Here is a 15,573-nt window from a genome sequence, read left to right on the forward strand (position 1 = left end):
TTAAACTTTTTCGCCACGGGCACGGATATCAGTTAATACTGCATCAATACCTTTCTTATCGATAATACGCATTCCTTTCGGAGTTAAACGTAATTTAACGAAACGATTTTCACTCTCTACCCAAAAACGGTGAGATTGAAGGTTTGGTAAAAAACGACGACGAGTCGCGTTTCTTGCGTGAGAACGGTTGTTCCCTACGACTGGTTTCTTGCCTGTTACTTGGCAAACTTTAGACATTTGAGTCACTCCAAAATTAATTTCAGCTCGAGCTATATTTTCCCCAAGACCGTCGCCTCGGGATCCTGAAAAAGGTGGCATATTATAGAGAAACTGAATAATTAATACTAGTACTAAAAATAAAAAGCTATAAAAAAGCGCATTTGATATTTTAAATTCTTATTAATCAATAGGCTAGAATACACACAACTATCGAAATATGCGCTATTTATATGCAAAAATATAAAATAAACGCTTTTTAATGATAGTTTTTATAAAATAAATGATGTTAATTAGCACCTGATTTACCTAAAATTTACTTTTAGCTTGCTATTTTTTAGTAAATAATTGTCCAATTAATACAAGTTTCATCGCTAAAAATTAAACAATTTCACCATGCTCTGCAAATGAATAACATTGATTTCCTGCAACAATCATATGATCTAACACTTTCACATCAATTAGTTGCAGTGCCTGTTCAAGTTTTTGTGTTATCTGTTTATCGGCAACACTCGCCTCAGCAATGCCTGACGGGTGATTATGGCATAAAATAACCGCTGCGGCATGATGAGCTAAGGCTTGCTCAACAACAACTCTAGGATAAACTGCTGCGGCATTTAGCGTCCCCAAGAATAATCGTTCAAATTTCAAGACCTGGTGCTGGTTATCCAAAAAAAGAACAGCAAAAACTTCCCTTGTTTCATTCCTCAGTTCACTTGCTAAATAATCTTTCGTTGCTTGTGACGATGTTATAGCATTGCCCTGCTGTACTAGTTTTTCTGCTAAATATCGTTTTGACATTTCTAAACAAGCTTGCAGCTGTACGTATTTAGCACTGCCTAAGCCATGGTGATGACAAAATTCTTTTTGATTCGCCCGAAAAACATTCCCTAAACTCCCAAAATTGACTAACAGGTTTCTAGACAAATCAACAACGTTACACCCTTTAACACCTGTTCTTAAAAAAATAGCAAGCAACTCAGCATCACTTAAACTCGCTGCACCAAGTGCCAGTAGTTTTTCTCTAGGCCGCTCTGAACTTGGCCAATGTTTTAGTGTTCGATCATTTGCGTCATGGGACGATGCTTTATCTAATTTACACATAGTCGGCTTCCTTGCTGTTTTTGTTAATGATTATTTTTCAAATAGTGCGAATAAATGCTATCGTATTAATAATATTATTCATCAGTTTAAGATTAGCAGATTATGCAAATTCTACAGGACAAAAAAATTGTTCTAGGTATCAGCGGAGGGATTGCCGCTTATAAAATCCCAGAATTAGTCCGTCGATTAAAAGAACAAGGTGCTGATATTCGGGTTGTTATGACCGAAGGTGCAAAAGCATTTATCACGCCACTAACGTTACAAGCTGTTTCGGGCAATGCCGTTGCAGATAGTTTACTAGATACAGCAGCCGAACTAGCCATGGGACACATAGAGCTAGCCAAATGGGCTGACTTAATTATCATAGCCCCTGCAACTGCAGATATTATTGCACGTATGACTGCAGGTATAGCAAATGACTTACTTACAACTATTTGTTTAGCCACTAGCGCACCTATCGCGATTGCCCCGGCGATGAATCAACAAATGTGGCACGCATTAGCAACACAAGCCAATATAAAAACCTTGAGCGAGCGTGATGTACAAATTTGGGGACCAGGTAGTGGTGAGCAAGCCTGTGGTGATGTCGGCTTAGGTCGTATGCTCGATGTGGATGAATTAGTCACTTTAGCGAGTGATTTTTGTACGGATAAATATTTACAAGGACAGCATTGGGTGATTACTGCAGGTCCAACACGTGAAGCGATAGATCCTGTGCGTTATATCTCTAATCACAGTTCAGGTAAAATGGGTTATGCCATTGCTCAAGCTGCCTTACGTGCAGGTGCTACTGTCACCTTAATTTCAGGACCCGTTAACATTAAAGCGCCTGTTGGAAGCCAGTTGATTAACGTAAACAGTGCTGATGAAATGCATGAACAAGCATTAAAATTTGCTCCCCAATGTACAACTTTTGTTGCTTGTGCTGCCGTTGCTGATTACCGAGTTGCACACATAGCGACACAAAAAATCAAAAAAAATAATGATGCTATGCAACTTGAATTAGTGAAAAATCACGATATTGTTGCTGATGTAGCGCATTTAGATAACAAACCATTTATGGTAGGTTTCGCAGCTGAAACACAAAATGTGGAGCAGTACGCTCGTGGTAAACTAATACGTAAAAATTTAGACTTAATAGCTGCTAATGATGTAGCAAAATCAGGTCAAGGCTTTAACAGTAATGATAATGCGTTAACCCTATATAGTACTATTGATAAAACAGATATTCCGTTAGCCAACAAACAAATAGTGGCTCAAAAATTAGTCTCTTTAATTAATCAGCATTATTTAGCAAAACAAAAATAAGTAACAATACCTAACAAAAACAATAAATAATAGAGAATCTTCTTACTATGCCAGCTAGCCCCAAAAGCCCACAAAAGATTAGTCGGAAACAACAAATATTAGAGTGTTTAGCGCTGATGTTACAGTCAAGCCCTGGTCAACGTATTACAACCGCAAAACTTGCAGCGGAAGTAGGCGTATCAGAAGCGGCTTTGTATCGACACTTTCCATCTAAAGCACGTATGTTTGAAGGGTTAATCGATTTTATTGAAGAATCTGTTTTTTCTAGAATTAACTTAATTTTAACCGATCACAAAGAAACACTAGTGCGCTGTCATCATGTACTTCATGTGTTATTGGTTTTTGCTGAGCGAAATCCAGGCATGTGCCGCATTTTATCAGGTGATGCTCTCATGGGTGAAAATGAACGTTTACGCGTTCGAGTTCACCAATTTTTTGAAAAACTTGAATCACAATTTAAACAAATATTGCGTGAACGAAAATTACGCGAAGGTAAAACATTCACCATTAACGAACAAGCGCTTGCTAACATTTTAGTGGCTTTTGCTGAAGGAAAGATCAGCCAATATGTACGATCTGGCTTTGACAAAAAACCTAGCAGTAACTTCAATGAGCAATGGCAATTTTTAATGGCGAGCAAATAAGGAAAAACATGTCTACATTATCACATCTTAAACCTGAAGGTTTATGGCAATTATTCGAAAAAATTTGCAGCATCCCTCACCCATCAAAACATGAGCAAAAAATTTCGGCTTGGATTCAAAGTTGGGCAGCAGAGCTTAATTTATCCATTAAAGAAGATGCCGTGGGAAATCTTTTTATTAAAAAACCAGCTACAAAAGGTATGGAAGATCGCCAAGGCATCATTCTACAAGCTCACATGGATATGGTGCCACAAAAAAATAATGATACCGTACATGATTTTTTAACCGATCCGATTAAACCTTATGTTATTGAAAGTGGTGATTGGGTTACAGCTGAAGGCACTACTTTAGGTGCTGACAATGGCGTTGGCTTAGCATCAGCTTTAGCTATTTTAGCTAGCGATGATATTGCTCATGGCCCACTTGAAGTTTTAGTCACTATTGATGAAGAAGCGGGTATGTCTGGTGCTTTTGGTCTTGAGTCTGGTTGGTTAGATGGCGATATTTTAATTAATACTGATTCTGAGCAAGAGGGCGAAGTTTATATGGGCTGTGCTGGTGGTATTGATGGTACAGCAACTTTTAAATTAGATTTTGATGACGTACCCGCAAATTATCAAGCATTTAACTTATCGATCTCTGGTTTAAAGGGCGGGCATTCCGGCGTTGATATCGATACCGGCAGAGCAAATGCAAATAAACTCTTAGTACGCTTTTTACTTGAAGCAAGTAATAGATTCGAGCTACGTTTAACTGAGCTAAATGGTGGCAGTTTACGTAACGCTATTCCGCGTGAAGCAAATGCAAGCTTTGTTATACCTACAACAGACGTACCAGCATTAAAAGAGCAACTAGCTCAATATTTAACAACAATTCAACACAATTTAAGCGTCATTGAAACGGATATTGATATGCTGCTTATTTCACCAGAAGAATTTGAACAATGTTGGAGTAGCACAACACAACATCAAATACTACGTGCGTTAAATGCATGCCCTAATGGTGTTATTCGAATGAGTGATGATATTGAAGGTATCGTTGAAACGTCATTAAATTTAGGTGTTGTACGTACACGAGGTAAAAACTTTACTGCCCTAGTACTTATTCGAAGTTTACATGATGATGGTCGTTTAGAAACACAACGTACGGTGCAATCCGTATTTGAGCTAGCTGATGCGAGTATTAAATTTAGTGGTGCATATCCAGGCTGGAAACCAAACCCAGATTCAGCCATTATGAAAACAGTCAGTGAGACATATGAAGAGCTATTTAATAAAGTGCCAGCTGTCATGGTAATTCATGCAGGTTTAGAGTGTGGATTATTTAAAAAGCCTTATCCACATTGGGATATGGTATCAATAGGGCCAACCATTAAATTTCCTCATTCACCTGATGAGAAAATTGAAATTGCTACAGTTGAACAATATTGGCAACTATTAACCGCTGTGTTAGCAAAAGCCCCAAAAAAATAATCAACCTTAGCAATTCACTCGCCCCAAAAAAGATCTAACTTTGGGGCTTCAATATTAAGTTATACCAGTTTCATTAATTAAGTGAACAATTTTATACCTAAAAAAAATTGCCAAATATAAGGCATTTATTTCGATAACTAGTTGTTCTAATTATTAAATAAATAACGTTTCAGTTGGTGATTTTAGCAAGTAGAAATGATCACATGGTTGGTGAGATTGGTATTAATATAGGTGGGATTTCTCCCTATCCATATTAACTTAAAAGTAACATTGGTCATTAGCCAATTTTCCGTTAGAATAGGAGAACAATTAAAATAGGACTTTTCTATGATTCAGCCACAAAAAATAATAATTGCTGATGATCACCCTTTATTTAGACAGGCTTTATTGGGAACCTTACGGAATAAGTTAAGTCAAACAATTTGGCTTGAAGCGGAAACCATAGCAGAGCTTGAACAACAGTTACAAAATAATAACGAAAGTGACTTGTTGCTATTAGATTTAAATATTCCTGGTGCTCACGGTTTTAGTACCTTAATTCACGTTAGAAATCATTTTCCGCAAATTCCTGTTGTTGTCGTTTCCGCTCATGAAGATCAAAATACTATTGGTAAAGCAATGGGTTATGGCGCAGCGGGCTTTATTCCAAAATCAACACCCGTTGATGATATTTTTACCGCGATTATGACCGTTTTATCTGGTGATATTTGGTTACCTGCTTCATTTCAAGCGACTTCAGCAAACACCGACACAACAGATATAGCGGAACGCGTTGCCAGCTTAACTCAGCAACAATACCGTATTTTAATGATGTTTGCTCAAGGTTTACTAAATAAACAAATTGCCTATGATCTTAATGTTTCTGAAGCAACGATCAAAGCGCATGCTACAGCCATATTTCGTAAGCTCGATGTGCGTAATAGAACACAAGCAGTTATCGCTATCTCTCAACTAAATTTAGCTGAAACAGGTTTTGATCAATCATAACGAATACCCGATTGACCATTAACCAGCCGTGCAAAATAAGTAAACATTAGTTGTTTCAGCAACAAGTTAATCGCCGTAATCTACTTGTAACTTCTGCGCCAGTTTGGCACTCATTAACGCTCTCAGCGCAGCCGGTTTTACTAGTTTTCGCATAAAGCCTACATCAGCATTTTTTGCTTTATTTTCAATACCAATCTCTGTTGTGGCTGTAATTAATATTGCTGGTATATAGTGATTACAATCACGTCGCATATCAGCAATTAATGTTAGGCCATCCGCTTGCTCTCCTACAGGTAAACCTTCATGGTAACCTAGTTGATAATCAACCAACAAAATATCAATATCACTTTGATGATTAGCAAACTCTATTAATGCTGTTTCTCGAGAATCAGCAGCAAGTATATTACATTGCCACGCAGACAATAACTCAACCATACCGCTTAACACGTCGGGATCATTATCTATACATAATACGGTAATACCTTTTAAACCCATATTCTTTATTGGGGTAGCTAACTGCGGTTGCGCTATTACTTGGCTCGATCTTTCAACCGAAATAGAAAATTTACAGCCTTGCATCTCCCTTGATTGCAAACTTAGAGAATGACCTAGTAGTTGCACCAAAGATTGCGTAATATTTAATCCTAACCCCAAGCCTCGAGATGACTGGCTTGTTGGTGTATCTAATTGAGTAAATTGCTCAAATACTAAGACTTGTTTTTCCAATGGAATACCAGGTCCATTATCAAGCACTTGAATAACCACATCATTATTTGATATTCTCGCCCCTAACAACACCTTACCTGGGCTCGCATATCTAAAGGCATTACCGACAAGGTTTTGAATAATACGTCGAAGTAAGTGCTTATCAGACTTGACCCAAGTTTTAGTTGCCACCAATCTAAATTCAACATTTTGTTCAATAGCTAACGCAGCAAATTCTTGCTCTAAGTCATCAAACAATTCATTTAAAGAAAATACCTCAATATGCGGCTTAATATTGCCACTTTCTAAACGAGCAATTTCGGCTAAATCAGCTAATAAATCGTTTGCAGCCCTAAGCGACTTATCAATATTGTCCACTTGTCTTTGTTGCTCAAAGGTTAAGTCTTTTTGCTCCGTTAAGGCCGAAGTAAATAAGCGAGCTGCCTCTAGGGGTTGCATAAGATCATGACTGCATGCTTTTAAATATTGGCTCTTTTTAATATGTGCCTGTTCAGCTTTTTCATGGGCTTTAGCAAGTGCTTCATTGGTTTTTGCTAGGGTTAATGTACGCTCATAAACTCGTGTTTCAAGATCTAAGTTAGCTTCTTTTAATACTTGTTCAGCTTGACGATACGCTGTGATATCAGAAAATAGCATAACAAAACCACCACCTGGTAATGGATTACCTTCAATAAGAATAGTTTGACCATTAGCGTGCTGTCTTTCTGAGCTATGTGGACTACCTTTTCGTAAATACTCTAATCGTCTAAAAACCTGATTATCAATATCTCCCGCGCCACACAAACCACGTTTAACATTATGACGAATTAACGCTTCAATAGGACTACCTATTTTGACAAGTTCAGGAGGGTAATCGAATAAATCTAAATACTTTTTGTTCCATGCCACAAGTTTTAGCTCTTCATCAACAATAGAAATACCTTCACTGGCATTTTCTATCGCGCTTTGCAGTAAATTCTGAGAAAACTCTTGTTTTTGACTCGAAGCATCTTCTACCAATACCGCTATTTCATCTAAAGCAATATCCCGACCATCAAGTGCTGAAGATAATACTAAGCGTGCGGAAGATGCTCCCATCACCAACGCTAATGTATTTTCAGTTTGCTGTAGTAATAATTGATTATATTTAGCATTACCTAATTGTTTTTTATTGTGTGACGATTGGAACAAACTAAAACTTGATTTCGCTTTACTTTCACCCACGAAACGCGAGGCAAGTAATTCTAATTCGCTCACATCTAATTGTCGCTTCTTTTCTACTTTCAATAATGTAGGTGATTGCCATTCTAGAAATAATGAGGCCTGAACGCGTTCTTGAACACTTTGACGGCTGATTTGTGACAATGCCCACATCACAATAATATTTGCCGATAAACTAAAAAGTGTCGCCGTTGATTTAGAAGATAAAAGTCCTTCAGCAAAAGGAGTTGAATATAAACCAAACTGAGGCAAAAAGTTTAAAGTTAACCACAATATAAAGCCAACTAAAATCCCTGCATATACCCCAACTAAACTCGCTCTTCGCCAATAAAAAGCAACAACTAGAGCTGGTGTTAATTGTGCGAACGCCCCAAAAGCCACTTCACCTGATGAAGATAATGTGTCAGTCGATGCCAGACTAAACACCCCATATCCAGACATTATTACAAATAATATCAGCAATTTACGTATATTTAATAACCGTCTTCTAAAATTATCGTAATTAGTTTGAGCAACTTTTTGTCTGCGATAAAGTAAAGGAAAAATAATTTCATTACTGAGCATGGTACTCAAAGCAATCGCTGAAATAATCACCATAGAACTAGCTGCTGAAACTGCACCCAGAAAAGTAAAAAGTGTTAGCCAAGTTTGATCACCAATACTAGGTAAAAACAATACATACATATCAGAAGAAACTGTATCGCCTAATAGTAACTGTCCAGCAAGCCCTAGAGGGGCAGCAAAAAAAGCAAAAATTAATAAGTATAGTGGAAATACACGTCGGCCTAGCCAAGTATCTTTGTTAGATCTTAGCTCTACTACCATTACTTGAAACTGCCTTGGTAACGAAAGAAATGCCGCCATCACAATCACCAACATTGCCAACATTGAGCTAATATTACCTACATTTATTTGCTGCTCCATTTTCACTGTTGCATTAGACTGCTGCCAAATATCAAGTGGCGAATCAAATAATGAAAAGCATACAAATAAACTTACGGCTAAAAAGGCAATAATTTTCACCAATGACTCAAAAGCAATCGCCAACATCACTCCAGGATGCCGCTCAGTTACATCAATATTTCGGATGCCAAATAAAATAGTAAATATAGACAAGACAATACTGATCACCAAACCAATATGCCAACTACTTAAACTTTGATCGACCTGTAATTGCTGGAAGGTATACACCATAGCTTTTAACTGAAGCGCAATATATGGCATGGTTCCAACGAAGGAAACAATCGTGACAATAATAGCGAGGTTGTGTGATTTACCGAATCGAGAAGCGAGCAAATCTGCAATAGAGGTGAGGTTTAGCTTTAAACTAATACGAATAATACGTTGAATAAACGGCCAAGCAAAAACAAAAAGCAAGGTAGGGCCAAGGTAAATCGGTATATGTGATAAAAAATTTGTTGATGCTTGCCCTGCCGTACCTAAAAAGCTCCATGACGTACAATAAACACCGAGTGTCAGCGCATAAATAGCACTTTGCCCTTTTTTGGCCAGTTGGTTACGGTACTTATCACCTAAAAAAGCAATGATGAAGAGTAAGCAAATGTAAATTAAACTAATACTAACTAATTGCCAATTGGGGAACATTACGCTTCTCTGATATTAATGGATAGAAATAGTTCTATCCGATTTGAATACGATACTTTATCAATATACCGACAAAGTAACAGCTGAATAAATACGACCTTTAGCTAAATAATTAAAAAGTTATCGCACTCTTTTACTAAATAGCTAAGCATTATTATTAAAATCTTGCTAGACTGCGCCTCGAACCAAGGAGTGCGGTTTTATTTCCTTACTTTCGATAGTAATAAAATAAATAGCTGCTGAGATGTTGATGATTTCAACAAACCCTTTGAACCTGGACGGGAATTAGTCACTAAAATAACTTTAGCGATTAATATAACCGGCGTAGGAATGGTTAGTGATCGCATCACAGTCTACCTTAGACAACCTCCCAGTGCCGGATCCCATAGTATAACTTGATTTAATACTTATGAGATCTTTATGAATTTTACCAAATCCACGCTTACTTTAGCAATTGCTTCTTTAGTACTTTCAACTCCCTTAATGAGTTTGCACGTTCATGCTCAAGAAGAAAAAACAGCCTTAGAAACGATTACCGTTACTAGTGATTTCAGGCAGCAAAACTTATTAAATACTCCTAGCGCATTATCAGTGTTAACTGATCTAGAAATACAGCAACGTAATGCTCAAAATCTTGAAGAATTAGCCGCTATTATTCCCAACGTTAATTTCGCTAGTGGCTCTCAACGTGCACGTTATTATCAAATTCGTGGCATTGGTGAACGTAGCCAATACAATGAACCTATTAACCCATCTGTGGGCATGATTATTGACGGCATAGACTTTACTGGTATTGGTAGTATTGCAACCCTTTTTGATGTTCAACAGGTCGAAGTATTTCGCGGCCCTCAAGGCACTCGCTTTGGTGCAAATGCGCTCGCGGGCATGTTTAATATTACCACCAAGGCACCGACAGATGAATTTGAAGGTAACATAAAACTAGATGCTGGCAATTATCATAGCTATGGTTTAGGCGTGGCGCTTTCGGGTCCAGCTTCAGATGCAGTTAATTATCGTTTATCGGTAAATAAATACCAAAGTGATGGCTTTATTGACAATACTTATTTAAACAAAAGTGACACCAATAACAGAGATGAATTAAGCCTGAGAGGCAAATTATCAATACAAGCAAGTGATGACTTAACCATTGACTTATCGGCCTTTCATTTTGACTTTGACAATGGCTTTGATGCTTTTTCATTAGATAATAATCGTCAAACATTATCTGATCAACCTGGTGTTGATCAGCAAGAAACAAGCGCTTTAGCCGCAAAATTTACCTATGAAGGTTTTGACAATTTTACCTTGGTTACCTTATTAAGCCATGCAGACTCTGATTTAACCTATGGCTTTGATGAAGACTGGGCTTATGTTGGTATTTCCGCACCTGAAAATATTGAAAATCAAGATTATGCTTATTATGAATATTCTTTTACCGATTATTACTTTCGTGATAAGTCGACCCAAACGATTGAATTACGAGCATTATCAAATAAAGAAAGTGCATTATTCAATGGTACAACATCTTGGGTTACTGGTCTCTATTTCAAGCAAGATGATGCAGATTTAAAGCGTCAATATACATACTTATCAAATGACTACACATCAACATTTGACAGCCAATCTATTGCTATTTATGGTCAACTTGATACTCAATTAAACGAACAATGGCAACTAACGTCAGGTATTAGAATTGAACAGCGTACTGCTGATTACTTTAACTCAGATGGTTTTAATGACAGTCCTGACGATACCATAGTTGGAGGTAAGGTAGTCCTTAGTTACCAACAAAATGATGATGCTTTTTGGTATGGTTCAATCAACAGAGGGTATAAAGCAGGTGGTGCAAATACCGATGGTAGCTTGCCTGATGACTTACGAACCTTTGAGCCGGAATATTTAATCAATTATGAATTAGGTTACAAGCTTTCCTTACTCGATAATTCAGCGTTTATTCGTACTGCTGTTTTTTATATGGACAGAACCGATGTTCAAGTTAAAAGTTCACAAACCATAGTTCGTGAAGATGCCAGCTCTGAGTTTATTTCATATCTTGGCAATGCCGCTACAGGATCAAATATAGGTGTTGAAATTGAAGCAAACTGGCAAATTAACGAACAGTTTGAGCTTTATGGTGCGCTAGGTTTACTTGATACCGAATTTAATGATTTCATCAATGCCGACGGTGTATCTTTAGATGGTCGTCAACAAGCACATGCGCCAAATTATCAATTTAACCTTGGTGTGAACCTTTATCCTAGTGAATACTGGTTAGTTAATATTTCTCTTGATGGTAAAGATGGGTTTTATTACTCTGATAGCCATAATGAAAGATCTAAATCTGTTGAGTTAATCAATGCTTCTATCACTTATTTACAGGATGACTACCAAGTTAAAATTTGGGCACGTAATTTAGCTGATGAAAACTATACTAATCGTGGTTTCTATTTTGGTAATGATCCACGAGATGGATATAAAGATAAAGCATATACACAACTATCTGAACCTTTAGTTTTTGGTATAACGTTCGATTACCAATTCTAATAACTAACGATAACAGGGTAAATACACCGCGTTCAGATTACATATGAACGACCATTTATAATTATAGGATTTTTATGAATATCTCTATCGAATTAAGTTTATATCCATTGGCCGAAGACCAATATAAAAGCGAAATTTGGGCTTTTATTAGACGTCTTCGTGATACAGAGGGTTTAGAGGTTGTTACTAATGGCATGAGTACTCAAGTATTTGGTGACTATGATTTAGCAATGAATAAAGTAATGGCTGAAATCAAACGAGTTCATAGCACTACTGGCGCAGCTGTTTTTGTGTGTAAATTTATCAGTGGTCATCATGCACAGCCGGAAGCTGAAAGTTAATGTCTGACTTACTCATCAGTTTTATTACTTATGCTGAAAGTTTACCTTGGCTTGAGCTAGTAGCAATGCTACTAGCACTTGCTTATGTTTTATTAGCTGCAGCAGGTTCAATATGGTGTTGGCCTGCTGCGTTAATCAGCACCGCAATCTATACTTATGTGTTCTATGACGTATTACTATTGATGGATAGCGCTTTAAGTATTTATTATTTAGTGATGGCTGTTTATGGGTATTGGGCTTGGCAACAACGTACACCAACAAAAAATGAACAGAGTTCGCCCCCTTTAGACATTGTTTCTTGGCAATTTAGTTTTCACGTGAAAGCTTGCTTAGTATTAACCTTTATTGCCTTAGCATTAGGGTATATCATGGCGAACTATACCCCTGCAGATTTCCCCTATCTTGATACCTTTACGACAGTATTTGCTGTATTTGCTACCTATTTGGTCGCTCAAAAAGTACTCGAGAATTGGCTTTACTGGATAGCAATAGATGCTGCATCAATTTATTTGTATATTGAAAAAGATTTAACGCCAACCGCTGTTTTATTTATCCTTTATACATTTATTGCCACCTGGGGTTATTTCAAATGGCGCAGTCTATATTTGGGCAATCGCATAGCAATAAAACACAGAGTAAATAGTTAAATTATTATGCTGCCACCACTAAGTACATTAGCCTGTTTTAAGACTGTCGATGCTATTGTGCCAATCACAGCAGGGTTAAGTAGCCAATGCTACCAAGTATTTGCGGATAATAAATGTTTTTTTGCTAAACAGGTCACTACTACTGACGAACCACTTGTCAATATATATGCTGCGTCAAAAAATATCAGCCCAAGCGTAATTTATCACGATAATCATTGGCTCATTACAGAGTTTATCGCTGGAGATAACTTATCTTTAGCGCAAGAAACCCTTGATAAAAAAATAATGCTTGCGACTAAATTAATGGCACAATGCCATCAATTAAAAGTTAATGTAAACAAGCAAGTACCAGAAAATGTTATTGGTTCTTTCATGAATGAACAAGCATTTTTAGCGCAACAATTTTCAACTCAACAACAGAACGCCCTTCTGCGCTGCAGTAAAGACATAATTACCTCACTTAACGCCACAGCCGATACAACTAGTAAGGGTCACACAAACCTCGTTTGTTGCCATGGCGATATTAATTTTAGTAATATAGTTCTGTCATTAGATCAAACCGCATATTTAGTTGATTATGAATGTGTGTGCTTAGCGCCAGCTGAATATGATCTAGCCATGCTAGTTGCAGTAAATAACCTCAATGAAGATAAATTATCCCTAGTTATTAAACTATACCAAAAGCATATTCATGGTGATATTAATCAAACACGAGTAAAAGACTATCTGCAATTTTGTTACTTTATTAATGGTCTTTGGTATGCGCAAGCATACAATAAGTCTAATCTTCAACAGTTTGTTCACCTAGCCAAACAACAATGGCAACACCTTCCTTTTCAGCAAAACCTCTTCTTTAACATTTAATCCTTCATCAAGCTCATGTGATGAACACATTGCAAAGCTACAATAGTTCGAGTAGTTTAACTGTAACCCTATATCTATTTCACACAAACAATTGGATCTCATTTATGTCCGTAGAAACTATTTACAAGGTGGCTTTACATCCTTTTATCAATGAATCTATTGCAAGCTTAAAGGCAATGGCTCATCTGTCAGGCTCTTCTGCAGATGCTTTCATGGATAAGGTAGAAGACTTTAGGTTCAAAGGCTATGCCGTTTGCTCTGAGGTGAGTGGCTGTATTAATGGCGTGATTATGATGCATCATTACCCAGAGACTGCCATCGCAATAGGCAACTCAGTATGCGAAACTATGTTTAATGAAAAATATGATTATAGCGAAATAAATGAAGAACTTAGCAATGCTCTAGCTGAATGGGGTAACACTATTGTTGGTCGCTCTACTGATTTACTCAGTCGTCATAATTTAGAGTTTAATTTTTCAAGCCCTTACTTTCTGCATAACTTTGATGAAATGGAGAAGTATTTAGACGGCGTTAAAGAAATTGTCACTGTACCTATAACTGTTGAAGGTGTTGGCCGATATTATTTCAACCTGCTCATTCGCGATGTAAGTTTCCAAACTAACACAACCAAACGTGAAGAAAGTACAGGTATTGCTAACCCGCACACTACCCCATTACCAACAAACAATAAAATATTACTAGTTGACGATAGTGCTATGATTCGAAAAGCATTAAAACGTTTTCTAAATAGCCTAGGATATGAGAATGTCATTGAAGCTGACGATGGTACTAGTGCATTAACCATGGTAGAAAATGAATCGCCCGACTTTATGTTTATGGATGTTGTTATGGGCGAAATGAATGGTGATGAAGCATTAAAAATCATTCGAGAAAAGGGCTATAACGTACCAGTAGTCATGCTGTCATCTGTCACTGACCAAACGTTAGTTAAGCAGTGTGAACAACATGGTGTTTCTGGTTTTATTTTTAAGCCAATTCAAGCAGACAATGGCGCTGAAATCATAAAGTCATATTTAAAAGTTATTTAAAAGTTATTTAAAAGAAAAGATAAACAGCCAGTTTAACTAATTTACATAAACTGGCTTATTATTTATGCCTGTGTGGCACCTAAATTAATATTACAGGTTAATAACCTATAGTAGAGTGTCTCTTTGCTAAATACACCAGCGATACTCGGATTAATTTTAATACAATAGAATTATAACGAAAGAGACTTTAATCGCATTGTTGAGCTACTTATAAAAACAATGGCAAATGTAAGCATTCCAACTCAAAAATAAGTTACGATTAAAATAGTTATAAGCAGGTATGGCCTACTTTACTGTTTGCGTGTAAAACTCTGCAATATACTGCCCACCTTTTATTTTAGCAATTAAACGCAATTTATAACTATCTCCTTTATTAGCAGTGAAGCTTCTTAACGCTGTTTCATTTTTCCAATAATAAGGGCTCTCTTTCATGCCTAAAAGATAAGGGGTGATTTGCTCGGCATCATCCACTAAAAAAAGTGTTGCGCTATCTAGAGGGAAAGTAGAATTAACTTCAGTTATTCCGTCTTTATCCGAAATATTAACCTTGAATTCGCCTGACTTTAATACGCAACTGTGATTAATAACATCACAATGACCTTCCGGTACTAACTGAATTATTTTATTAACGGCTGCTTTACTTTCATTGTAATAGTCAGCGCCAATATAACCTAGTATAGAAAGAAAAGGGGCGACCATAAAAGCAACTTTAAGGTGTCTATTCATATTTATTTCTTCTTAATTAATTCTTCTAATTTCACAAGGAGGTTAATTTAACAGAAAAGGCTAGACGACTCTGTACAAAATTGTCGTCTAGCCTTTTATTTATTCAGACTTAACTCGAAATTCAATAATTAAATTTCGAG

13 protein-coding genes and 1 riboswitch are annotated in these 15,573 nt (G+C 36.9%); of the genes, 9 read left to right on the plus strand and 4 right to left on the minus strand.

What is annotated here, in order from left to right:
- Both rpmB and radC read right to left on the minus strand, forming a co-directional pair.
- Positions 1-237 carry a 50S ribosomal protein L28 gene (gene rpmB, locus Q4496_RS02210; protein ID WP_159822134.1) on the minus strand — a complete coding sequence of 79 codons (237 nt, stop codon included), beginning with the start codon at positions 235-237 and terminating at the stop codon, positions 1-3.
- 360 nt (positions 238-597) lie between these two features.
- Positions 598-1,320, minus strand: coding sequence for a DNA repair protein RadC (gene radC, locus Q4496_RS02215; RefSeq protein ID WP_215971797.1), 723 nt, complete (start codon positions 1,318-1,320; stop codon positions 598-600).
- Positions 1,321-1,422: 102 nt separating this feature from the next.
- On the opposite strand from radC, the gene coaBC reads away from it, so the two are divergent.
- The 4 genes from coaBC (at position 1,423) to Q4496_RS02235 (ending at position 5,731) form a co-directional block, all read left to right on the plus strand.
- A complete protein-coding gene (coaBC, locus tag Q4496_RS02220) occupies positions 1,423-2,628 on the plus strand; it encodes a bifunctional phosphopantothenoylcysteine decarboxylase/phosphopantothenate--cysteine ligase CoaBC (protein ID WP_215971796.1) in 1,206 nt (401 codons plus the stop codon).
- Between the two features lie 47 nt (positions 2,629-2,675).
- A complete protein-coding gene (gene slmA, locus Q4496_RS02225) occupies positions 2,676-3,272 on the plus strand; it encodes a nucleoid occlusion factor SlmA (RefSeq protein ID WP_215971795.1) in 597 nt (198 codons plus the stop codon).
- 8 nt (positions 3,273-3,280) lie between these two features.
- Positions 3,281-4,744 carry an aminoacyl-histidine dipeptidase gene (locus Q4496_RS02230; protein WP_215971794.1) on the plus strand — a complete coding sequence of 488 codons (1,464 nt, stop codon included), beginning with the start codon at positions 3,281-3,283 and terminating at the stop codon, positions 4,742-4,744.
- A 327-nt stretch (positions 4,745-5,071) separates the two neighbouring features.
- Complete coding sequence (locus tag Q4496_RS02235; protein ID WP_215971793.1) at positions 5,072-5,731, plus strand: response regulator transcription factor; 660 nt, start codon at positions 5,072-5,074, stop codon at positions 5,729-5,731.
- A 66-nt stretch (positions 5,732-5,797) separates the two neighbouring features.
- On the opposite strand, the gene Q4496_RS02240 is transcribed toward Q4496_RS02235, so the two are convergent.
- Complete coding sequence (locus tag Q4496_RS02240; protein WP_215971792.1) at positions 5,798-9,262, minus strand: PAS-domain containing protein; 3,465 nt, start codon at positions 9,260-9,262, stop codon at positions 5,798-5,800.
- A 178-nt stretch (positions 9,263-9,440) separates the two neighbouring features.
- Positions 9,441-9,610: riboswitch (TPP riboswitch) on the plus strand.
- 72 nt (positions 9,611-9,682) lie between these two features.
- Here Q4496_RS02240 and Q4496_RS02245 point away from each other — a divergent pair.
- From Q4496_RS02245 to Q4496_RS02265, 5 genes are all read left to right on the plus strand, one after another.
- Entirely contained in the window at positions 9,683-11,806 is a 2,124-nt protein-coding gene (locus tag Q4496_RS02245) for a TonB-dependent receptor (RefSeq protein ID WP_303609862.1), read from the plus strand.
- Positions 11,807-11,880: 74 nt separating this feature from the next.
- Positions 11,881-12,147 carry a hypothetical protein gene (locus Q4496_RS02250; RefSeq protein WP_215971790.1) on the plus strand — a complete coding sequence of 89 codons (267 nt, stop codon included), beginning with the start codon at positions 11,881-11,883 and terminating at the stop codon, positions 12,145-12,147.
- Entirely contained in the window at positions 12,147-12,794 is a 648-nt protein-coding gene (pnuC, locus tag Q4496_RS02255) for a nicotinamide riboside transporter PnuC (protein ID WP_303609863.1), read from the plus strand. Before Q4496_RS02250 ends, pnuC begins: the two co-directional genes overlap by 1 nt.
- A gap of 6 nt (positions 12,795-12,800) precedes the next feature.
- Positions 12,801-13,658 (plus strand): phosphotransferase, encoded by an 858-nt coding sequence (locus Q4496_RS02260; protein WP_303609864.1) that lies wholly within the window; start codon positions 12,801-12,803, stop codon positions 13,656-13,658.
- A 104-nt stretch (positions 13,659-13,762) separates the two neighbouring features.
- Complete coding sequence (locus Q4496_RS02265; protein WP_303609865.1) at positions 13,763-14,707, plus strand: response regulator; 945 nt, start codon at positions 13,763-13,765, stop codon at positions 14,705-14,707.
- 285 nt (positions 14,708-14,992) lie between these two features.
- Here the strand turns inward: Q4496_RS02265 and Q4496_RS02270 are convergent, their stop codons facing one another.
- Complete coding sequence (locus tag Q4496_RS02270) at positions 14,993-15,433, minus strand: hypothetical protein (protein ID WP_215971786.1); 441 nt, start codon at positions 15,431-15,433, stop codon at positions 14,993-14,995.
- Positions 15,434-15,573: the final 140 nt, after the last annotated feature.

The organism is Colwellia sp. 5_MG-2023 (genome assembly GCF_030547795.1).
In the GTDB taxonomy this organism is placed as follows: Bacteria; Pseudomonadota; Gammaproteobacteria; order Enterobacterales; family Alteromonadaceae; genus Colwellia.